Source organism: Bacillus atrophaeus (assembly GCF_039519175.1).
GTDB classification, from domain to species: Bacteria; Bacillota; Bacilli; order Bacillales; family Bacillaceae; genus Bacillus; species Bacillus atrophaeus.
This window is the reverse complement of sequence record NZ_CP154443.1, coordinates 3,688,392-3,707,102: the sequence shown is the minus strand read 5'-3', so window position 1 is coordinate 3,707,102 and position 18,711 is coordinate 3,688,392. Positions and strand designations below refer to the sequence as shown.

Sequence of the window (18,711 nt, the reverse complement as noted above, 5' to 3'; positions counted from 1 at the left end):
GAGGTGTAATGATGAAAAAACAGCAATTTATTGATATGCAGGAGCTTGGGACCTCAAGTATTCCGAATCTGCTGCTGACGAACTATCAGCAGCTCGGATTGAATGAAACGGAACTGGTTCTGCTGTTGAAAATTAAGATGCATTTAGAGAAGGGCTCTTTTTTTCCAACGCCAAGCGAACTGCAGGCAGGCATGTCTATTTCTGTGGAAGAGTGCACGAACAGATTGAGAATGTTTATTCAAAAGGGATTTCTTTTCATCGAAGAATGCGAAGATGCAAATGGAATTAAATATGAAAAATATTCTCTTCAACCCTTATGGGGCAAGCTGTATGAATTTATACAGCTCGCGCAAAACCAAACACAGGAAAGAAAAACAGAGGGAGATCAAAAGAGCCTCTATTCCATTTTCGAAGAGGAGTTTGCTAGGCCGTTATCTCCTTTGGAGTGTGAAACACTGGCGATTTGGCAGGATCAGGACCAGCACGACGCGGTGATGATCAAACACGCATTAAAAGAGGCTGTTTTATCCGGCAAGCTCAGTTTCCGATATATTGATCGGATTTTGTTTGAATGGAAGAAAAACGGCCTGAAGACAGTGGAGCAGGCAAAAGCCCACAGCCAGAAATTCAGACGTGTTCAAACGAGGCAGAATGAGCCGCAAAAAGAGTATACAAGGCAGGTTCCTTTTTACAATTGGCTCGAACAATAAAGTGAATAGGTGACTAAGGTGTTAAACTTAAAACAAATTGAACTCTGTTTAGAAAAAATAGGCGATATGTTTCCGAATGCGGAGTGTGAGCTTGTCCATTCAAATCCTTTTGAACTGGTGGTTGCTGTTGCTTTGTCTGCGCAATGTACGGATGCGCTCGTAAACAGAGTGACAAAAACACTATTCCAGAAGTATAAACGGCCTGAAGACTATCTTGCCGTTCCGCTGGAAGAGCTTCAGCAGGATATCAGATCAATCGGATTATATCGTAACAAAGCAAAAAATATACAAAAGCTAAGCAAAATGATTATAGAAGAATACGGCGGAGAGGTTCCGAAAGACAGAGATGAGCTTGTGAAGCTTCCGGGAGTGGGACGGAAAACAGCGAACGTCGTTGTGTCTGTGGCGTTCGGCGTTCCGGCGATTGCGGTGGATACGCATGTCGAGCGGGTCAGTAAACGTTTGGGCATCTGCCGCTGGAAGGATTCAGTGCTTGAAGTCGAAAAAGCATTAATGCGGAAAGTACCGGAAGACGAGTGGTCTGTGACACACCACAGGCTCATTTTCTTCGGCAGATACCATTGCAAAGCACAATCTCCGCGATGTGCGGAATGTCCTTTACTTTCATTGTGCCGCGAGGGCCAAAAAAGAGACAAAAAAGGGCTGGTGAAACGATGACAGCAGGGGAGGAACTGTTAGCTTCCTATGAACAATATTTGCGAGGCCTTGATTACTCATGCGATGATGTACAGGCTGCTTTGCGATTTAACCCTTTATATGTGGATTTTTCGGCAGACGATTCTCTGGTTAAGCCTTGGGAGCACAGCAGTGAATATGTTCCCTATTTATTTGAAGTTTGGGAAGAGATAAAGAAAGCACTGCTGCCTGTTTTTCAAACGAGAAAATCAAGATGCGAGCAAAATGAAATGCTGAAGGGCATGACATGTTTGCTGGCGGCGCTTCACTGGACAGCGGGCGAACGGGTGGCCTCATTAGAATGGTCCAGTTTGACGCAAAAATCATTTCCCGCTAAGCCGATCAATTGGGCTGAACGTGTCGGATTTATTTTAACGAAGCCGACGCAATACCATTGTTTTATTCAGCTTGATGAACTATTTACGGAAATGAAAAAACACTTTTTTAAATATGAAGCAATGAATCGTTGATTCCAGCCTCTTTAAGCAGACGCTTAAAGAGGTTTTTTGTTGAATACAACAAAAAGCCTTCACCGCATTTGCGGTGAAGGCTTCATTTATTTTAATTGTTCTTCTTTGTGTCTGTTGAAGAATTTGTTTTTGCTTTATCAGATGATGAGTTGCTTGTATCTTTATCTTTATCAGATCCGTCTGTTCCTGAACTTGAATCGCCGTCCGTAGTTTCTTCCTCTTTACGTCCGCTGTCAGTGTTGCCGTTGTTGGGTTGGTCCTGATTGCTGTTATCGGACTGGTCTTTATCTTGCTGTTTGTCTTTATCTGTTCCCGGATCATCGGTTTGGTCTGATTGATCATTCTGACTGTCGTCTGTCTGAGAATCATCCGTTTGTGTGTCATCTTGTTTTTGCTCATCATCTTGCTTTTCTTCATCATCAGTATTTTGCTGGTCTTCTTTGACTTCATCCTCTTCATCTTTAGGGACCGTATAACTTGTCGAAACCGTTTCGCTTTTTTCATCATCGGCGACTGCCGTGACTTGGAAGCTATAGACTGAACCCGGCTTCACTCCGGATACCACGGCTTCTTTGGCAGAACTGTTTTGAATCTCTGAGTAGCTGCCGCCGTCCACCGATTGTTTCACTTCAAAAGATGCGTCTCCGTCATATTTCCAGCTTAACGATAAGGATTGATTATCCTTATCATATTTTACACTTAAGTTTGTCGGGTTTTTCTTTTCTTCTTTTTCATATGTCTTTGATACGGTAGAAGGCGTTGTGCCTTTTACAAAGTACTCGGTCAGCTTCTTGTCGCTTGGCGTGTTAGGCCCTGCTAATGCGGCAGGGTTTGACCCTTTTTCAACAGTCGCTTTTACAACACTGTCAGGCTGTTTAAATGATCCGCTGCCGTCATCGACTTTGGCGATGAGCTTTTGGAATAGCCGTTTCGCGACTTTTTGTTCCTCAGGTGAGAGAGATTTCTTTCCTATCTTATTGCTGGAATCAACCCCGGTCCATACGGCTGCCGTATATTGCGGAGTATAGCCGACAAACCAAGAATCAGGCACGCCGCCGGTTGCGATATTGTATTTTTGTATATCACTTTCTTGAAAGTTTGTTGTACCGGTTTTCCCGGCAACTTCTACATTCGGAACCTTTGCAAGCTGTCCTGTTCCGGTATTGACGGCTGTTTTTAGCATATCTGTAATCATAAAGGCTGTATAGTCACTCATGGCAGACTTCGATTTAGGTGTTAAATCAAGCTTAGTTCCATCATTAAATTCAATAGACGTCACGAAGTGCGGGTCATTATACGTTCCGTTATTTCCGAACGCACTGTACGCTCCTGCCATTGTCAAAGAGGAAACACCGACATTAGCATCTCCGAATCCTCCGATTGAGTATGACTCATACACTTGATCTTTTTTTAAACCAAGTCCAAGCCCATTTGCAAAGTCCACAGCAGCGTCTTTTCCGGCAGCCTGGAATGCTTTTAATGCCGGAATATTACGTGACTGTGCAAGTGCTTCACGCATAGACATTAGGCCTTTATATTTACGGTCGAAGTCATGAATTGCTGTTCCGTTAGAATAAGTGTATGCCGAGTCGTCAATTTGCTCGTAGGTAGACCATTTCTTGTTTTCAATAACAGGCCCGTAGTCAAGGACTGGTTTAATCGTCGAACCAGGCTGAGACTTAGCTTGAGTGGCATAGTTGAAGCCGCCGACAGGCTGATTGCGGCCGCCGCCGATCGCCCGGATTTCTCCGTTTTGCGTGTCAAGCAGTGTGACCCCGCCTTGCATGCCCTCTGTAAATCCGGCAGCATCGCCATTCATTAATTCATCTAAATAATCTTGCGCGTCTGTATCTAATGTCGTGTAAATTTTTAAACCGTCAGCCGATACATCCACATCTGATTTTTCTTTGATTTCGTTCATGGCTTCTTCTACAAAAGCGCTGTATTTATTAGAATTAGATTTTTCGTATTCCTTCTTGGAAACGACTCCTTCGTCTTTCATGGCAACATTTTTCGCTTTATTGTACTGTGAGTCAGAAATGAATCCTTGTTTTTCCATCAAGCTGAGTACGACATTCCGTCTTTTTTCAGCTTTGTCAGGGTTTTTGACCGGGTTGTAAGCAGTCGGGCTCTGCGGCATTCCGGCAAGGGTAGCGGCCTGCTCAACCGTCAATTTGCTCAAATCGGTTACGCCGAAAAACTCTTCAGCCGCTTTTCCGATTCCGTACGCTCTAGGAGAAAAATAAATTCGGTTTAAATACATTTCTAATATTTCATCTTTAGAATAATTACGTTCAAGCTGAATGGAGAGCCATGCTTCCTGAGCTTTCCGTTTTAGCGTTTTTTGATGCGTTAGAAGGGAGTTTTTGACTACCTGCTGCGTAATGGTGCTTCCGCCTTCAGAGCCAAAACCGCCTTTGAAGTTTGCGACTAGCGCTCCGCCGATACGGATAGGGTCAAGCCCGTGGTGCTCGTAAAAACGTGCGTCTTCAGTAGCAATAAACGCTTCTTTAACAACGTCCGGAATATCTTTTATCGAGACGTAAGTTCGTTTTTCCGCACCGACTTCCGCTATTTCTTTCCCGTTTTTATCATATATGGTGGAAGAATAAGGCGTCTTTAGTTTGTCTTCATCAAGTGACGGCGCATCAGAAACCAGTACAGCAAATGTGACGGCTCCTCCGACTACACCGATGACGAACAAAATGAGCAGAGTAAAAAGAGTTTTCTTTAACAGTCCGCCTTTTTTGTGTTTCTTTCCTTTTTTAGGTGAAGAATTCGAGTGGCTGCCTCTGTTTTGCGCGGCCTTTCGACGTTCTTCACGGCTCTTAAATTGATCTGACATAACATCTCAACCTTTCGTTAATCAACCTTTCGCTCGCTTATGGGTTTGGCGAAAAATAAAGCTGTTCAATAATACTAATATAATCAATTCTTGGCGAGTATCCAAGTGAAATTGGAAAAGCGGCTTCATTTAATTCGTCTTTCCGAATCGACTTTCTGCCGTTCTTTTCTTTTCTTTCCCAGAAGTAAAACAGCTTTTCAGCCTCTAAAAAATAAACTTGGCCGAAAGCGGATATAATAACAAAACAAATTCCGTCTTGAGCCGTTACCTGCTTCATATGCTCAATTTGGTGATCATGAAAGTTTTGCAAAGGGAAGGAGGTTGTATTTTTCGTTTCCTTTGCTTCAAAATCAATATACCGGCCTTTGTAAAGTCCATTATAGTCAGTTGTTGATGACTGCTTAAAATAGGCTTCTTTGATGACAGCTGCGCTTCTTTTTGGATAATGGACATTTACAATTTGCACGGGCGTCGGTTTTTTGTGAATCACGGCAATTTGCTTTGCTAGATAATACTTATTCGTTTCATTTAAGTCATCTTCGAGGGTCATGCCGCGATTACTGTATGATAGCGGCTTTTTTTGCCTATTTTGGGATGAAACCGTTTTTTTCGGCTGAAACGTTTTTCCGTTGGGATACCGAATCACTTTCTTCATCCTCCTTACCAAACTTATAAATGACGGAAGTGAATGAACATGCTTGAAAAGCAGATTTTACATGATGTTCTCTGCCGGATTGATCGACAGACAAAACTGAAAAACGCAGACAACGTGTCCAGAACAAATGCCTATAAATCATATTACGATCGTCATCCGGAAATCAAATGGTCTCTTTTAGCCTCCTTTGTTTCCCGTAATGCCGGCTGGTCGATGACTGATTTAAAGGGCAGCCTGTTTCAGCTGGGGTTGTCTGATGAGCAGCAGAAGTGGTTCTTTCTGGCGTATGAGCGCGCGAACTGGCTTATTTTTTCAGACGCATATCCCCAGCTGCTTTTATATCATTGGTCTAAAAGATTAGGCAAACCGCTTTTTCAGCATCTGCGTGTGTTTCATGTGTCACAGTTTATGCAAGAAGAGTGGGCCCGTTTTTGGCGCGATCAGAACACTGAGCGGCTCATGTATGCTCTCATTATAAATGAACAAAACACTATCCAAACACCTATTATACAAAATCCTGCGTTCAAAAAGAACGTTTTTGGCACGATTCCTTTTTATTTAAGTGACTGGTTTCATTTTAATACCGTTATTTTTCCTTCTTCAGACGGCGGTCTGTACGGAATTTCGTCAAAGCATTTCTCAAAAACGGAAGAAAGAATTAAATTAGGGAAACAACTGGCACAGCTTTTATTCAAACCGGAGCTGTTCCCTTCCTTTTACCATTTTTTACACACGGTTCCCCATACCGGTTCGCGCTTTGACATGGAAAAAATGATCGGAATGACAAAAAGAACATCTCCTATGATTCGGACATGCTACCCTGTATTTGCCCATTCATTAGACGGGGTAAAGGCTGAATGGTTTCATGGAAAGATCAAGAAAGGGGCCTTTTCAGCGGAGTCCTTACCGAAGCAAGTGGAGGTGACGGACTGGTATTTACAAAAAAAACGCCAGCTTTATGCGCTGTTTTCCATTCAGCATTGGATGGGGAAGTAAAAAAAGCAAGGAGAGCTCCTTGCTTTTTAAGTGGAAGGACGGTTAGGCCCGCCTAATTTTTTATCTAAAGTATCTGTTGTTTTTGATTCAGTTTTTTGTTGTTTACCGGCTTTCTTCGGTCTTGTTTTCATACGGCACCTCCTTACTTGTAGCGTTTGCATTAACAGTGCGCTTCATACAATTTCTGCGGGTCTTTTTGTCGAAAACTTCAGCTTTTCGTGGAATAGCGGTTTGTTTGGCGATTTAGTTCTAGTTTTGTCAGGTGTGGAGGAGTGCGTGAAGGAAACGAGAATTCTATCACTATACAGGCTACGAAAAGGGAGGAACATGAATGTCCGGTTACGTGAGTAAAGCTGATATTCTCCAAATGCTTTCTGATATTGAGAACGAATTGTCGCGTGCTGAGCAATGCCTGAACCATTCTCTAAACCTTTATGAGACAGAAATGAAAGAAACGGAAGGCGAGCGCCTGAGTGTGATAGAGGAAGAATTGCATGACCTTCATACTTGTCTGCAAGAGCTTTCACAAACGAAGAAGGAAAAGCTTACATTTGAAAAAGCGTATCACATCAGCTGAATTTGTCTGCCGAGTCTGGTACGATATATACTGAGGTGAGAATGTTGCACATACAAGCATTTTTAGAAAAGACTAAGCAAATGATTGAAGCAGCAGAAAAAGGGGCGGCACGCTACGAAGACGGGAAAGAAAATGACCGCTCTTACGATTTCTTTGCAACGATAAAACCGGCAGTTGAACAAAATGAGGAACTCGTGTCACAGTGGACGGAAAATGCACTCGAATTTATTAAAATCCATCGCCCTAAATATATATATGAAGAGCAGATTCACGCAGTAAAAGAAAATTTTCTTGAAATTATGCTTCAGTCATATGTTCATCATATTCATAAAAAACGGTATAAAGATTTAACTGAATCGGTCCTCTATACCTTGCAAACAGTAAAAGATGAGATTGCAAAAGAAGGCAGCCTGTAGACAGGCTGCCTTCTTCTAATCGGGGTCCGACAATTAATGAATGTCATATGCCGGGTTTTCTGCTCCATTTGCTTCCAGAACTTTCATACTGTTACGAAATTCAGTTGCTGTCAGGTGTCCTTGAATATAGAGGAACTTCGTAAAGTCCATCAGTTTATTCACACAATCTGTTTCATATTCTTTTACTTCTGCGAAACGCTTTCTCAAGTATGATACGTTCATAATGGTGCATCCCCTCTCATTTGTGTTAAAAATATCGTACCATAACGATTCGACTTTTTTCTGTTTTTCAAAAATTAAAACTTTCGACATCGTTTGACAAATCTGCCTCTTCAGCCGACAGACACAAATGAGAGAAATATTCATACATATAAAGGAGAGAACATGAAGAGCGATAAGGGGGAAACCGCGATGCAAAGGAGATCAGCACAGTATTATCAAGATGTGAATCAGCAGATGGGTTACTATTACCCGCACCAAATGCAAGGATACTATCCGCCGTCTGCACCTGCAAGTCAAAACCAATATCCGCCCCAATACTATGGAAATCAAGGTTATGTGCAGCCATATTCTCCGCCTGCACCTATACCTTCACAGCAGGCTGCATTCCATAATCCTTATCCAATCCCAAGACCGAATCAGCCGCAGCCTACACAATTTCAAAGTATTATGTCTCAATTCAAAAAAACAAACGGGCAGTTTGATCTTAATAAAATGTTGGATACCACAGGCCAAGTGATGAGCGCGATGAATCAAGTCGGCTCCTTATTAAAAGGATTTACGAGCTTCTTTAAAGGATAAAAGCATGAATGATGCAAAATCATTCATGCTTATTTTTGGGGAAAAACAGAGTCATTGTCTGCTCATTCCATGACGTGTTCATTAACTCCTGCTGAACTTCATAAGGCAATAGGACCGTTCTCGTCATGCTTGTATGTGTGGCTGAGGAGGCTTCCTGGTGATTTTGGCGCAGGGTAATATGAAGATAACGTGATTTGGCTTCGACCAAAATATCGCCGTCTTTAAATGAAGGCGGAATGTCGATATCGACAAAAAGACCGGAATGCTCTTCCCTTACATTCATTGTGACCCGAGCTTCAGTAAGGCTTGAATTGACAAGATGCTGAAAGCTGTTCAGAAGCTCTCCGAAAGGGGAAGAGTGAAAAAATTGATCAAGCGCATGTTTCATATGTTCTTCCTTTTTCTGCAGTTCGTTTTCTTTATCTTCTGAAAAACTCATACCATCACCACCTTTTTTACAGACTATGCATTTTTGTTCTATGTGGTTATGAATTGATGCCGAAAAGAAAGTATGATTAAATAATGAGGAATGTATAGTTGACGGAACGCAAGCACAAATGAATAAGCTTTGGGAAGGGAGAAAAAACATTGCTGAAAAAATTATTCGGATTTGGAAAAGACCAGGAAAAGATAACAGAAGAGGTCATCTATTCTCCAGCGGACGGATCGGTCATTGATCTCACAGATGTTCCTGATCCTGTTTTTTCGCAGAAAATGATGGGAGAAGGGATTGCAGTTGAACCGGCCAATGGAGCTATTGTTTCACCTGCAGAGGGGGAAGTGATACAGCTTTTTCATACGAAACACGCCGTCGGCATCCGCACGGTCTCCGGAATCGAACTGTTAATTCATGTCGGTTTGGAAACCGTAAATATGAACGGAGAAGGCTTTGAAGCCCATGTGAAAGAAGGCGACAAAGTCAAAATCGGCGATCCGCTGATTACATGTGATTTAGAATTAATAAAAGAAAAAGCAAGCAGCACGGTGATTCCCATTGTCATTATGAACGGCGAAGCGGTAGAATCTCTTGAACCCGCCGGGGAAAAAGACGCGCAAAAAGGCACGACAAAACTTTTGAAAATCAAGGTGAAGTGAGCAGGGCGAATGCCTTGCTTTTTTGATGTGTTATTGTATAAAGTTTACACCTAGCCATGCAAACAAATATTCGGTAAACTGTACTTTACAAAGAGGTGTAAAGGATGAAAAAGAAATCACTGGCCGAGTTAATTTCTGAATTAAAAGGCAGCGAACATGTAGTGAACTGGCATGAAATTGAACCGCGAAAAGCAAGGACCAAACCCATGCCTGACAGTATAGATTCAAGAATAAAAACAGCCCTTGGCAAACGGGGGATAGATGAATTATTTACACATCAGTTTTCAGCTTTTCAAAGCGTGCAAAAAGAGGAGAGCATCGTAACCGTGACGCCCACGGCATCCGGAAAAACACTGTGCTACAATCTGCCGGTCTTGCAATCTATTGCCGAAGACCCGTCTAACCGCGCTTTATATTTATTTCCGACAAAAGCGCTCGCGCAAGACCAAAAAAGCGAACTGAACGAGATTATCGAAGAAATGGGCGTAGATATTAAAAGTTTTACATATGACGGGGATACTTCTCCGGCGATCAGGCAAAAGGTCCGAAAAGCGGGGCACATTGTCATTACCAATCCGGATATGCTGCACTCAGCTATTCTTCCTCATCACACAAAATGGGTGAGCCTGTTCGAAAACCTGAAGTATATTGTTATTGATGAATTGCATACCTACCGCGGCGTATTCGGAAGCCATGTGGCAAATGTCATCCGCCGTTTGAAAAGAATATGTCAATTTTACGGAAGCAGTCCGATTTTTATTTGTACCTCTGCGACTATTGCAAACCCGAAAGAGCTTGCGGAGCAGCTGACCGGGAGTCCTATGAGGCTGATAGACGACAATGGGGCGCCGAGCGGAAGGAAACATTTCGTTTTCTACAATCCTCCGATCGTCAACAAACCTTTAAACATCCGAAAAAGCGCCACCATTGAAGTGAATGAGCTTGCGAAAGAGTTTTTGAAAAATAAGGTGCAAACCATTGTGTTTGCCAGAAGCAGAGTGCGTGTCGAGATCATTCTCAGCCATATTCAAGAGCTGGTAAAAAAAGAGATCGGCACAAAGTCAATTAGAGGTTACCGAGGCGGCTACCTGCCTAAGGAACGGAGAGAGATTGAAAGAGGCCTCAGGGACGGGGAAATATTAGGTGTTGTGAGCACGAATGCACTTGAGCTCGGAGTGGATATCGGACAGCTGCAAGTCTGCATTATGACAGGCTATCCGGGCAGTGTGGCGAGTGCATGGCAGCAAGCCGGAAGAGCCGGGAGAAGACATGGGGAGGCTCTCATTGTCATGGTTGCCAACTCAACCCCGATAGACCAATACATTGTGCGCAACCCTGATTACTTTTTCGACCGTTCACCGGAATCGGCGAGAATCAATCCGGAAAATCTGATTATTTTAGTCGACCACTTAAAGTGCGCAGCATACGAGCTTCCTTTTAAAGCTGATGAAGAATTCGGGCCTTTAGATGTCACCGACATTCTTGAATATCTTCAAGAAGAAGGCGTTCTTCACCATAACAGCGGGCGCTATCATTGGGCGAACGAATCGTTCCCTGCCACGAATATCAGCCTGCGTTCCGCTTCTCAGGAGAATGTGGTAATCGTTGATCAATCAGATGTTGCAAATGTAAGAATTATCGGAGAAATGGATCGCTTCAGTGCGATGACGCTTTTGCATGATGAAGCGATTTATCTGCATGAAGGTATTCAATATCAGGTGGAAAAGCTCGATTGGGACCATAAAAAGGCTTATGTGCGAAAGGTGGATGTCGAATATTACACTGACGCCAATTTAGCAGTTCAGCTGAAGGTATTGGAAATCGACAAAACGATTGATCGTAAGCAAACTTCTTTACACTATGGCGATGTCACAGTAAATGCGCTGCCCACGATTTTTAAAAAAATTAAAATGACCACGTTTGAAAATATCGGATCAGGCCCGATTTATCTGCCTGAAGAGGAACTGCATACAAGCGCTGCCTGGATGGAAATAAAAGAGATTGATCCGCATTTGGGGGAAAAGAAATTGGAACAGCTGCTGCTGGGTATCGCCAATGTGATTCAGCACATTGTGCCGGTATATGTCATGTGCGACCGAAATGATATTCATGTGGTTTCCCAAATGAAAGCTGCGCATACCGGTCTGCCGACGATCTTTTTATACGATCATTACCCGGGAGGCATCGGATTGGCAGAGGATGTCTATAAACGGTTTGCCGAGATCAATGAGGGAGCGAAGCGGCTGATTACAAATTGCCCTTGTCAAGACGGCTGCCCTTCTTGTATCGGGACAGAGATAGAAGGAATAAAAGCTAAGCACAACATTTTACGGATTTTGCATCAATTTAACTAAGAAAGGGGGACAGGCATGTCTTTAAAAGGTAAATTACATCGAATGAAAAAGCATATGGGAACGTCTGAAGCAGACAAACAGACCGCTGTGCCTCCCGATAAGAACGGCCATTCGGACATTCCGTTTTTAGATAAATGGAAAGCTTGCGGGGTGAAGCCCTTCTATTTTGAAGACGAGTATTGCCTCATCAGGGAAGTTGTATACCCGCTCTCCCGCCGTCATGGGCTGTATTGTTTTTCTGAGCTTGAAGACGTGATGGCTTTATGGAATCAAAGCGATCTTTCCCATACCTTATCTGCTAAGGGCTACAAGCAAAGCCAGCTGTTCTTTTTTGATACAGAAACAACCGGACTTGGGGGAGGAGCTGGGAATACGATTTTTTTACTCGGACACGCAAGAGTATATGCTGATAAAGTGGTCGTCAAACAGCATCTCTTGCCTAACCCGGGGAATGAAACCGCTTTGTATCAGAGTTTTTTGAGTGAAGTAGATATCACATCACTTGTCACATATAACGGCAAAGCGTTTGACTGGCCGCAAGTGAAAACGAGGCATACACTGATTCGCGACCGGCTTCCCAAGCTGCCGGAGTTCGGCCATTTCGATCTTCTGCACGGCTCAAGACGGCTGTGGAAGCATAGAATGGATCGCGTGTCGCTCGGCACGGTTGAAAAAGAAGAGCTGTCGGTATATAGAAAAGAAGACACACCAGGGTATTTGGCGCCGATGCTGTATTTTCACTTTTTAAAAACACAGGACCCCGATCTCATGGCAGGTGTGCTGCATCATAATGAACAGGATGTGCTGTCATTAATTTCGCTTTATATTCATCTGTCAAAAAAGATACTAATCCCTTCCGGAAGTGAAGCTGAACAGCATGAAACTTATGCCATGGCGAAATGGTTTATGGCCCACAAAGAAATAAGCCTGGCAATCAAACAGCTGGAAAGTATTCAGCACCAGCCATTTGAACACACTGACAGGGCCCTTTACGATCTGTCTATGCTCTACAAAAAACAGGACCGCCTGCAAGAAGCGGCTTCACTTTGGGAGCGGCTGATGCGCTCTGATGTTCAAAAATGCCGATACGACGCTTCGATCGAGCTTGCGAAATATCTAGAGCATAAGAAAAAAGAGTACGGACGCGCATTACATGTGACCCAACAATTACTCGCTGACGAGGCGTTATTATCAGAAAAAGAGACTGAAAGATTACACATTCGTATTTCCCGGCTGAAGAGGAAATATTCAACGTAAATATTCCCCGGGAAAGCGCAAAAGACGACGTTCTTCGCCATATCAATTTTTTTACCGGATTCACCGCGCTTTTGTTGTAGAACGGTGCCGATTGCTGTAAAATAACATTAGTTATTTTTAAAGGGAGAGTTGGTATGTATAAGGGCGTTTTTTATTTATTCTTCGTCGTTGTTTTCTTAATCGCGTTTGTGTTTTCAAACTTTAAAGACAGTTTGATCGCTCATTTCTAAAATAGGTCTTTGCATTAGAACATGCACCCCGGTTTTTTCATAGCTTAGTAGTGTAATAAAGTTTATGGAAAGGGGATTTTAAATATGCATCACTGCAGACCGCACATGATGGCGCCGATTGTCCATCCTACTCATTGCTGCCAACACCATACGTTTTCTAATACTGTCGTGCCGCACATTCATCCACAGCATACGACAAATGTAAATCACCACAATTTCCAACACGTTCATTACTTTCCGCACACTTATTCAAATGCTGACCCGACTACACACCAGCATTTCCAAGCAGGAAAACCTTGCTGCGACTAGTATTGAACCGTGTGACTTTATTGGTGTAACATAGCAGCAAATCAAATGGGGCCATTGCGAGCCCCATTTTTTAAGCAGGTGATATGATGAAGGTACTAGCAGTTACAGGGTACAAGCCGTTTGAAATCGGCATTTTTAAACAGGATGACAAGGCTCTGGTTTACATAAAAAAAACAATAGAAAAACGCCTGATTTCGCTGATAGACGAAGGACTGGAATGGGTTTTGATATCGGGGCAGCTTGGCGCGGAGCTTTGGACGGCCGAAGTAGCCTATATGCTCCGGGAAGAGTATCCGGAATTAAAGGTGGCAGTTATTACTCCATTTTATGATCAGGAAAAGAAGTGGAAAGAACCGAACCAAGAACTGTATGAAGCTGTGCTCGCTCAGGCGGATTACGAAGCAAGCCTGACCCATAGGCCCTATGAAAGCCCGCTGCAATTCAAACAAAAAAATCAATTTTTTATACAGAAATCTGATGCGCTTATGCTGCTGTATGATCCCGAGACGGAAGGCTCGCCAAAATATATGCTGGATGCAGCAGAAAAACGGCGTGAAAAAGACGGATATCCTATCTATTTCATTACAATGGATGATCTGAGGGCGACAGTCGAGGAAGAAGACAGCCGTTATAACATGTAAGAGAAAATTTGACAAGCGCCCGGTTTTCTGAAAAAATATAAGGTAATGATTCACGATACGAGGTGAAAAAGATGCTTGCTGATAAAGTAAAGCTTTCTGCTAAAGAAATTTTAGAAAAAGAATTTAAAACAGGTGTCAGAGGATACAAACAAGAAGATGTAGACAAATTTTTAGATATGGTCATTAAAGATTATGAAACCTTTCATCAAGAAATCGAAGAGCTTCAGCAGGAAAACCTGCAGCTGAAAAAGCAGCTTGAAGAAGCCAGCAAAAAACAGCCTGTCCAATCGAATACAACCAACTTTGACATTTTAAAACGGCTGTCAAACTTAGAAAAGCATGTTTTTGGCAGTAAGCTGTACGATTGAATAAAAACTTGAAAAATGACTGAAGATGTTCTATAATGAACAGGTGTCTTAACGTTCGGGTAATCGCTGCAGATCCAAAATCTGTAGAGGAAAGTCCATGCTCGCACGGTGCTGAGATGCCCGTAGTGTTCGTGCCTAGCGAAGTCATAAGCTAGGGCAGCCCTTGAAAGGCTGACGGCAGGAAAAAAGCCTACGTCCTTTGGATATGGCTGAGTATCCTTGAAAAGTGCCACAGTGACGAAGTCTCACTAGAAATGGTGAGAGTGGAACGCGGTAAACCCCTCGAGCGAGAAACCCAAATTTTGGTAGGGGAACCTTCTTGAAGGAATTGAACAGATAGAAGGACAGAATGATTTCTGTAGATAGATGATTGCCGCCTGAGTACGAGGTGATATGCCGTTTGCAGTACGATGGAACAAAACATGGCTTACAGAACGTTAACATCATTATAATGTGAATTCAGGCTCTCCCTATAACGGAGAGCTTTTATCTTGAAAAGAAAAGTTTTAAAAGACAGGGTGATACGATGAAGAAGTATACACTAATTGCAACAGCGCCAATGGGAATTGAATCTGTTGTCGCTAAGGAAGTACGTGAGTTAGGATATGAATGCAAGGTGGATAACGGAAAAGTCATTTTTGAAGGAGACGCGCTCGCCATTTGCCGCGCGAATCTATGGCTTCGGACCGCAGACCGTGTAAAAGTACAGGTTGCCGAATTTCAAGCGAAAACGTTTGATGAGCTGTTTGAAAAAACAAAAGCGATTGACTGGCGTGCGTTTATTCCCGAGAACGGCAAATTCCCTGTCATCGGAAAGTCCGTTAAGTCAACCCTCGCAAGTGTGCCTGACTGTCAGCGAATCGTTAAAAAAGCCATTGTGGAAAAGCTGAAACTGCAATCCGGCAAACAAAATGACTGGATTGAAGAAACAGGCGCCGAGTATAAAGTAGAGATTTCCCTTTTGAAGGATAAAGCGGTTATTACGCTTGATTCATCCGGGACAGGCCTTCATAAAAGAGGCTATCGGATCGACCAAGGCGATGCTCCGATCAAAGAAACGCTTGCTGCTGCTTTGATTCTGCTGACAAATTGGACGCCTGACCGTCCGTTCGCCGATCCGTTTTGCGGCTCAGGAACCATCCCGATTGAAGCCGCGATGATCGGGCAAAACATCGCGCCTGGATTTAACAGAGACTTTGCTTCTGAAGGGTGGGAATGGATTGGAAAGGCCGTATGGGAACAGGCGAGGCTTGAAGTCGAAGAAAAGGCTAATTATGATCAGCCGCTTCGTATTTTCGGCAGTGACGTGGATCACCGAATGGTTCAAATCGCGAAAGAGAACGCTGAAGAAGCGGGCCTTGGAGATTTGATTGAATTTAAGCAGATGCAGGTGAAAGACTTTACCACACAGCATGATTTTGGCGTTGTTGTCGGAAACCCGCCGTATGGCGAACGTCTCGGTGAGAAAAAAGCGGTCGAACAAATGTATAGAGAAATGGGTAAGGCGTTAGAAGGGCTTGATACATGGTCTGTTTACATCTTAACGTCGAATGAACAATTTGAAGAAGCGTACGGAAGAAAAGCAACGAAAAAACGAAAATTGTTCAACGGCTTTATTAAAACAGATTACTATCAATATTGGTCCAAGGTGAGACCTCAGCGCAAGAGAGCTGATAAAGAATAAAAAAGAAGACGCTCAATAAAGCGTCTTCTTGCATCTTTCAACCATATTCTATCGTTACCAACGGTGCGCTTTTGCGTTGCTTCTTAAAATAATGTTGGTTTGGGACATTTCGGTATGGCCGTTTACCTGCGACTTAGAGCGTTTAGGCCTTGTCCAATTGTGATGAAAAAGTTCGGAATGCTGATCTAATCGATCTTTATAACTCATTTCAACATCACTCCCAGATAGAATATTTTTGATAAGACGGATATTCAGACAGAATATCTTTTGTAGTGTGTGTAGATATGGCGCGGAACATACAGAACAGCATGTATATAAAATGAAAAGTTCGCATACAATGATGATTATTTCTATTTTAGAGGTGATCTCATGATGAACAGTGAACATTTTAATCTGATCCAAAAAGCACTGGACGCGACAGTCAGCGAACTGAAGGAGCTTGAGTCTGATTTGTCTGCGTCTGTCATTACACATGCGCAAGATGATTTTGAAAAAGCAGTGAATCATATCCATTCAACAGACCATCCGTTTTTATCATCGCATATGATAAATCGAAAATGAGGTCAATAAAAACTTGGCGAGGCCAAGTTTTTTTATTGTATTCAGCAGTGTAAAGTGATAATATAGGTGGTCTGAATGTCGAATAGTTGGGGGTTGGAGCTAGGTGACAACATCACGTTTGCCTTTTTCTTTAACAAAAACAAAGAATTTTTACGAAGAACTGAATAATTGGATTGGTGACGTGTTTTACGATATTCTTCCCGAGAAAGGGTTTGACCTTCGGGATGAGCAAATATTTATGGCTTTTCAGCTTGAACGTGCGTTTAAAGAAAAAAATGTCATGTTTGCAGAAGCAGGGGTTGGAACAGGGAAAACATTGGTTTACCTGCTTTTTGCGATCAGTTACGCCAGATATGTGGGCAAACCCGCCGTTATCGCATGTGCGGATGAAACCTTAATTGAACAGCTGGTCAAAAAAGAAGGCGATATTTCAAAGCTGTCAGAGCATTTAGATTTAAAAATAGATACAAGACTTTCAAAATCTCATGAACAGTACCTTTGTTTGAAAAAACTTGAAAAAACCATGCAGCGTTCAGATGATGACAAATGGCTTGATCTTTATGAAGCCTTGCCTTCATTTGTCCATGAGTCCCAAGCGATGCAGCGGTTCCATCCTTATGGCGACCGAAAGCAGTACGCTAACTTGTCTAATGAAGAATGGTCACAGGTCAATTATGATTCTTTTCAGGATTGCCTGACATGTGATATGAGACATAGATGCGGATTAACGCTATCAAGAGACCACTACAGAAAGTCAACTGACCTGATCATATGTTCACACGATTTTTACATGGAACATGTATGGACGGAAGAATCCCGCAAACGCGAGGGGCAGCTGCCGCTTTTGCCTGATCACAGTGCGGTTGTGTTTGACGAAGGCCACTTATTAGAGTTTGCCGCGCAAAAAGCATTAACCTACAGGGTGAAGCAGTCCACTCTTGAAATGTTTTTAGAACGCCTGCTGCAAAATGATATACGGGAAGAGTTTGCGGAACTGATTGAAGATTCGCTTGCGGCTAATGATGAATTTTTCTATGTTCTTACTGAGGAATCAAAGGAAGTTGCCGGCTCACACCGTCTTGAGATCAAGAATGACAAACGTGTTAAACAGGCAGCGGACGAGCTTTGCCGTTTGCTTGATAAAATCGGAGAAGCTCTTGTCTTCGAATCAGAAATGTATACCATTGATCAATATGCACTATCGGTTGTTGAAGAATATATTGAACAAATGGCGCATTCTTTATCCTTGTATCAAAAAAATGCAATCAGCTGGCTTGAACAGAAAGAAGCCGACTCAACCTTTGTCGTAATGCCGAGAACAGTATCAGAAGTGCTTGGCGAGAAGGTATTTTCTAAAAAAATTCCATTTATCTTTTCATCCGCTACGCTGTCAGAAGGCGGTTCGTTTGATTATATTGCCGGCAGTCTCGGCATTCGTGACTACTTATCGCTGACAGTTGATTCTCCGTATGATTATGAAGAGCAAATGGCAGTGAATCTTTACGGAGAAAAAGGAAATGAATTGACCGCTGAGCAAAAAACCGCTCAAACGATTGAGACCATTAAACACTATAATGGCAGAACGCTTGTGCTCTTTCCGTCATTTGCTGAGCTGGATCTGTTTAAGGAGCAGTCTTCCGCTTGGGACTTGCCTTATCCGATTTACTTTGAAGGTGATGAAGAGATCAGCAATCTGGTGGAAAAATTTCAACAGGATGAAGAATCCGTGTTATGTTCCGTTCATTTATGGGAAGGACTTGATATACCGGGTGATTCACTGAAGAATGTCACCATCTGGTCGTTGCCGTACCCGCCGTATGATCCCGTGTTTACGGCAAAACGCAACGGAGCGAAAAAAGATCCGTTCCAGGAAGTAGATCTTCCGTACATGCTGTTAAGGCTGCGGCAGGGGATTGGACGTCTTATCCGTTCTAATCAAGACAGTGGCTCTATAAACATTTATGTGTCGGGAGAAAAAGAAACGGTCCTGAACGAAGTGAAAAACATATTGCCGGTTAATCCAATTTCACATTAAAAAATGAAGGC

At 42.9% G+C, this 18,711-nt stretch carries 23 protein-coding genes and 1 other RNA gene; 18 read left to right on the top strand and 6 right to left on the bottom strand.

All coding sequences use genetic code 11. The annotated features are described in order from the left end of the window. Positions 1-11 precede the first annotated feature (11 nt). The 3 genes from dnaD to AAHT65_RS18475 are packed head-to-tail and all read left to right on the top strand — an operon-like array spanning position 12 to position 1,876. Complete coding sequence (dnaD, locus tag AAHT65_RS18485) at positions 12-710, top strand: DNA replication protein DnaD (protein WP_035175190.1); 699 nt, start codon at positions 12-14, stop codon at positions 708-710. Between the two features lie 18 nt (positions 711-728). Beyond that, entirely contained in the window at positions 729-1,388 is a 660-nt protein-coding gene (gene nth / locus AAHT65_RS18480; protein ID WP_343310656.1) for an endonuclease III, read from the top strand. Next, positions 1,385-1,876: a YpoC family protein gene (locus AAHT65_RS18475; protein ID WP_343310655.1), complete on the top strand. Its 492-nt coding sequence runs from the start codon at positions 1,385-1,387 to the stop codon at positions 1,874-1,876. Before nth ends, AAHT65_RS18475 begins: the two co-directional genes overlap by 4 nt. A 91-nt stretch (positions 1,877-1,967) precedes the next feature. Here the strand turns inward: AAHT65_RS18475 and AAHT65_RS18470 are convergent, their stop codons facing one another. After that, complete coding sequence (locus tag AAHT65_RS18470) at positions 1,968-4,721, bottom strand: PBP1A family penicillin-binding protein (RefSeq protein WP_343310654.1); 2,754 nt, start codon at positions 4,719-4,721, stop codon at positions 1,968-1,970. 37 nt (positions 4,722-4,758) lie between these two features. Further along, a complete protein-coding gene (gene recU / locus AAHT65_RS18465) occupies positions 4,759-5,367 on the bottom strand; it encodes a Holliday junction resolvase RecU (RefSeq protein WP_010789030.1) in 609 nt (202 codons plus the stop codon). 42 nt (positions 5,368-5,409) lie between these two features. Here recU and AAHT65_RS18460 point away from each other — a divergent pair, with 42 nt between their 5' ends. Beyond that, positions 5,410-6,372: a DUF2515 domain-containing protein gene (locus tag AAHT65_RS18460; RefSeq protein WP_315915067.1), complete on the top strand. Its 963-nt coding sequence runs from the start codon at positions 5,410-5,412 to the stop codon at positions 6,370-6,372. 26 nt (positions 6,373-6,398) lie between these two features. Here the strand turns inward: AAHT65_RS18460 and sspM are convergent, their stop codons facing one another. Then, positions 6,399-6,503: an acid-soluble spore protein SspM gene (sspM, locus tag AAHT65_RS18455; protein ID WP_003325650.1), complete on the bottom strand. Its 105-nt coding sequence runs from the start codon at positions 6,501-6,503 to the stop codon at positions 6,399-6,401. A 200-nt stretch (positions 6,504-6,703) separates the two neighbouring features. Between sspM and AAHT65_RS18450 the strand changes: the two genes are divergently transcribed. Continuing rightward, positions 6,704-6,949, top strand: a complete 246-nt coding sequence (locus AAHT65_RS18450; RefSeq protein ID WP_003325651.1) for a DUF5446 family protein — start codon at positions 6,704-6,706, stop codon at positions 6,947-6,949. Between the two features lie 41 nt (positions 6,950-6,990). After that, positions 6,991-7,365: a YppE family protein gene (locus AAHT65_RS18445; RefSeq protein ID WP_003325652.1), complete on the top strand. Its 375-nt coding sequence runs from the start codon at positions 6,991-6,993 to the stop codon at positions 7,363-7,365. Between the two features lie 33 nt (positions 7,366-7,398). Here AAHT65_RS18445 and AAHT65_RS18440 read toward each other — a convergent pair whose 3' ends face one another. Continuing rightward, positions 7,399-7,587, bottom strand: a complete 189-nt coding sequence (locus AAHT65_RS18440; RefSeq protein WP_035175493.1) for a YppF family protein — start codon at positions 7,585-7,587, stop codon at positions 7,399-7,401. 189 nt (positions 7,588-7,776) lie between these two features. Between AAHT65_RS18440 and AAHT65_RS18435 the strand changes: the two genes are divergently transcribed. Then, the gene (locus AAHT65_RS18435) at positions 7,777-8,166 is read left to right on the top strand and encodes a YppG family protein (protein ID WP_094232263.1); all 390 of its coding nucleotides are present in this window, start codon (positions 7,777-7,779) and stop codon (positions 8,164-8,166) included. 19 nt (positions 8,167-8,185) lie between these two features. Here the strand turns inward: AAHT65_RS18435 and AAHT65_RS18430 are convergent, their stop codons facing one another. Further along, on the bottom strand, positions 8,186-8,605 hold the full coding sequence (locus tag AAHT65_RS18430; RefSeq protein ID WP_343310653.1) for an Hsp20/alpha crystallin family protein: 420 nt from the start codon (positions 8,603-8,605) through the stop codon (positions 8,186-8,188). A 149-nt stretch (positions 8,606-8,754) separates the two neighbouring features. Between AAHT65_RS18430 and AAHT65_RS18425 the strand changes: the two genes are divergently transcribed. From AAHT65_RS18425 to AAHT65_RS18385, 9 genes are all read left to right on the top strand, one after another. Then, positions 8,755-9,261: a PTS sugar transporter subunit IIA gene (locus AAHT65_RS18425; RefSeq protein ID WP_003325657.1), complete on the top strand. Its 507-nt coding sequence runs from the start codon at positions 8,755-8,757 to the stop codon at positions 9,259-9,261. A 104-nt stretch (positions 9,262-9,365) separates the two neighbouring features. Then, on the top strand, positions 9,366-11,615 hold the full coding sequence (locus tag AAHT65_RS18420) for a DEAD/DEAH box helicase (RefSeq protein WP_343310652.1): 2,250 nt from the start codon (positions 9,366-9,368) through the stop codon (positions 11,613-11,615). Between the two features lie 15 nt (positions 11,616-11,630). After that, a complete protein-coding gene (locus AAHT65_RS18415) occupies positions 11,631-12,872 on the top strand; it encodes a ribonuclease H-like domain-containing protein (protein ID WP_003325659.1) in 1,242 nt (413 codons plus the stop codon). Positions 12,873-12,973: 101 nt separating this feature from the next. Next, positions 12,974-13,102 carry a hypothetical protein gene (locus AAHT65_RS18410; protein WP_003230707.1) on the top strand — a complete coding sequence of 43 codons (129 nt, stop codon included), beginning with the start codon at positions 12,974-12,976 and terminating at the stop codon, positions 13,100-13,102. Positions 13,103-13,186: 84 nt separating this feature from the next. Continuing rightward, positions 13,187-13,411 (top strand): spore coat protein CotD, encoded by a 225-nt coding sequence (cotD, locus tag AAHT65_RS18405; RefSeq protein WP_003325661.1) that lies wholly within the window; start codon positions 13,187-13,189, stop codon positions 13,409-13,411. Between the two features lie 86 nt (positions 13,412-13,497). Then, positions 13,498-14,052, top strand: a complete 555-nt coding sequence (locus tag AAHT65_RS18400; protein WP_003325662.1) for a DUF1273 domain-containing protein — start codon at positions 13,498-13,500, stop codon at positions 14,050-14,052. A 71-nt stretch (positions 14,053-14,123) separates the two neighbouring features. Continuing rightward, a complete protein-coding gene (gpsB, locus tag AAHT65_RS18395; protein ID WP_003325664.1) occupies positions 14,124-14,420 on the top strand; it encodes a cell division regulator GpsB in 297 nt (98 codons plus the stop codon). 51 nt (positions 14,421-14,471) lie between these two features. Beyond that, positions 14,472-14,855, top strand: an RNA gene (gene rnpB / locus AAHT65_RS18390) — RNase P RNA component class B. A gap of 91 nt (positions 14,856-14,946) precedes the next feature. Continuing rightward, positions 14,947-16,104 carry a class I SAM-dependent RNA methyltransferase gene (locus AAHT65_RS18385; RefSeq protein WP_343310651.1) on the top strand — a complete coding sequence of 386 codons (1,158 nt, stop codon included), beginning with the start codon at positions 14,947-14,949 and terminating at the stop codon, positions 16,102-16,104. Between the two features lie 54 nt (positions 16,105-16,158). Here AAHT65_RS18385 and AAHT65_RS18380 read toward each other — a convergent pair whose 3' ends face one another. Continuing rightward, positions 16,159-16,311 carry a YpzG family protein gene (locus AAHT65_RS18380; RefSeq protein ID WP_003153548.1) on the bottom strand — a complete coding sequence of 51 codons (153 nt, stop codon included), beginning with the start codon at positions 16,309-16,311 and terminating at the stop codon, positions 16,159-16,161. Between the two features lie 162 nt (positions 16,312-16,473). Between AAHT65_RS18380 and AAHT65_RS18375 the strand changes: the two genes are divergently transcribed. Both AAHT65_RS18375 and AAHT65_RS18370 read left to right on the top strand, forming a co-directional pair. Next, positions 16,474-16,665, top strand: coding sequence for a hypothetical protein (locus AAHT65_RS18375; protein ID WP_010789018.1), 192 nt, complete (start codon positions 16,474-16,476; stop codon positions 16,663-16,665). Between the two features lie 103 nt (positions 16,666-16,768). Next, positions 16,769-18,700: an ATP-dependent DNA helicase gene (locus AAHT65_RS18370; protein ID WP_088117442.1), complete on the top strand. Its 1,932-nt coding sequence runs from the start codon at positions 16,769-16,771 to the stop codon at positions 18,698-18,700. Positions 18,701-18,711 lie beyond the last annotated feature (11 nt).

Bases quoted from the DNA above. Each gene is read 5' to 3' on its own strand.
- dnaD (WP_035175190.1), top strand. From the start codon at position 12: ATGAAAAAACAGCAATTTATTGATATGCAGGAGCTTGGGACCTCAAGT.
- AAHT65_RS18475 (WP_343310655.1), top strand. From the start codon at position 1,385: ATGACAGCAGGGGAGGAACTGTTAGCTTCCTATGAACAATATTTGCGA.
- AAHT65_RS18470 (WP_343310654.1), bottom strand. From the start codon at position 4,721: ATGTCAGATCAATTTAAGAGCCGTGAAGAACGTCGAAAGGCCGCGCAA.
- AAHT65_RS18460 (WP_315915067.1), top strand. From the start codon at position 5,410: ATGAACATGCTTGAAAAGCAGATTTTACATGATGTTCTCTGCCGGATT.
- sspM (WP_003325650.1), bottom strand. From the start codon at position 6,503: ATGAAAACAAGACCGAAGAAAGCCGGTAAACAACAAAAAACTGAATCA.
- AAHT65_RS18450 (WP_003325651.1), top strand. From the start codon at position 6,704: ATGTCCGGTTACGTGAGTAAAGCTGATATTCTCCAAATGCTTTCTGAT.
- AAHT65_RS18445 (WP_003325652.1), top strand. From the start codon at position 6,991: ATGTTGCACATACAAGCATTTTTAGAAAAGACTAAGCAAATGATTGAA.
- AAHT65_RS18440 (WP_035175493.1), bottom strand. From the start codon at position 7,587: ATGAACGTATCATACTTGAGAAAGCGTTTCGCAGAAGTAAAAGAATAT.
- AAHT65_RS18435 (WP_094232263.1), top strand. From the start codon at position 7,777: ATGCAAAGGAGATCAGCACAGTATTATCAAGATGTGAATCAGCAGATG.
- AAHT65_RS18430 (WP_343310653.1), bottom strand. From the start codon at position 8,605: ATGAGTTTTTCAGAAGATAAAGAAAACGAACTGCAGAAAAAGGAAGAA.
- AAHT65_RS18420 (WP_343310652.1), top strand. From the start codon at position 9,366: ATGAAAAAGAAATCACTGGCCGAGTTAATTTCTGAATTAAAAGGCAGC.
- AAHT65_RS18415 (WP_003325659.1), top strand. From the start codon at position 11,631: ATGTCTTTAAAAGGTAAATTACATCGAATGAAAAAGCATATGGGAACG.
- cotD (WP_003325661.1), top strand. From the start codon at position 13,187: ATGCATCACTGCAGACCGCACATGATGGCGCCGATTGTCCATCCTACT.
- AAHT65_RS18400 (WP_003325662.1), top strand. From the start codon at position 13,498: ATGAAGGTACTAGCAGTTACAGGGTACAAGCCGTTTGAAATCGGCATT.
- gpsB (WP_003325664.1), top strand. From the start codon at position 14,124: ATGCTTGCTGATAAAGTAAAGCTTTCTGCTAAAGAAATTTTAGAAAAA.
- AAHT65_RS18385 (WP_343310651.1), top strand. From the start codon at position 14,947: ATGAAGAAGTATACACTAATTGCAACAGCGCCAATGGGAATTGAATCT.
- AAHT65_RS18380 (WP_003153548.1), bottom strand. From the start codon at position 16,311: ATGAGTTATAAAGATCGATTAGATCAGCATTCCGAACTTTTTCATCAC.
- AAHT65_RS18375 (WP_010789018.1), top strand. From the start codon at position 16,474: ATGATGAACAGTGAACATTTTAATCTGATCCAAAAAGCACTGGACGCG.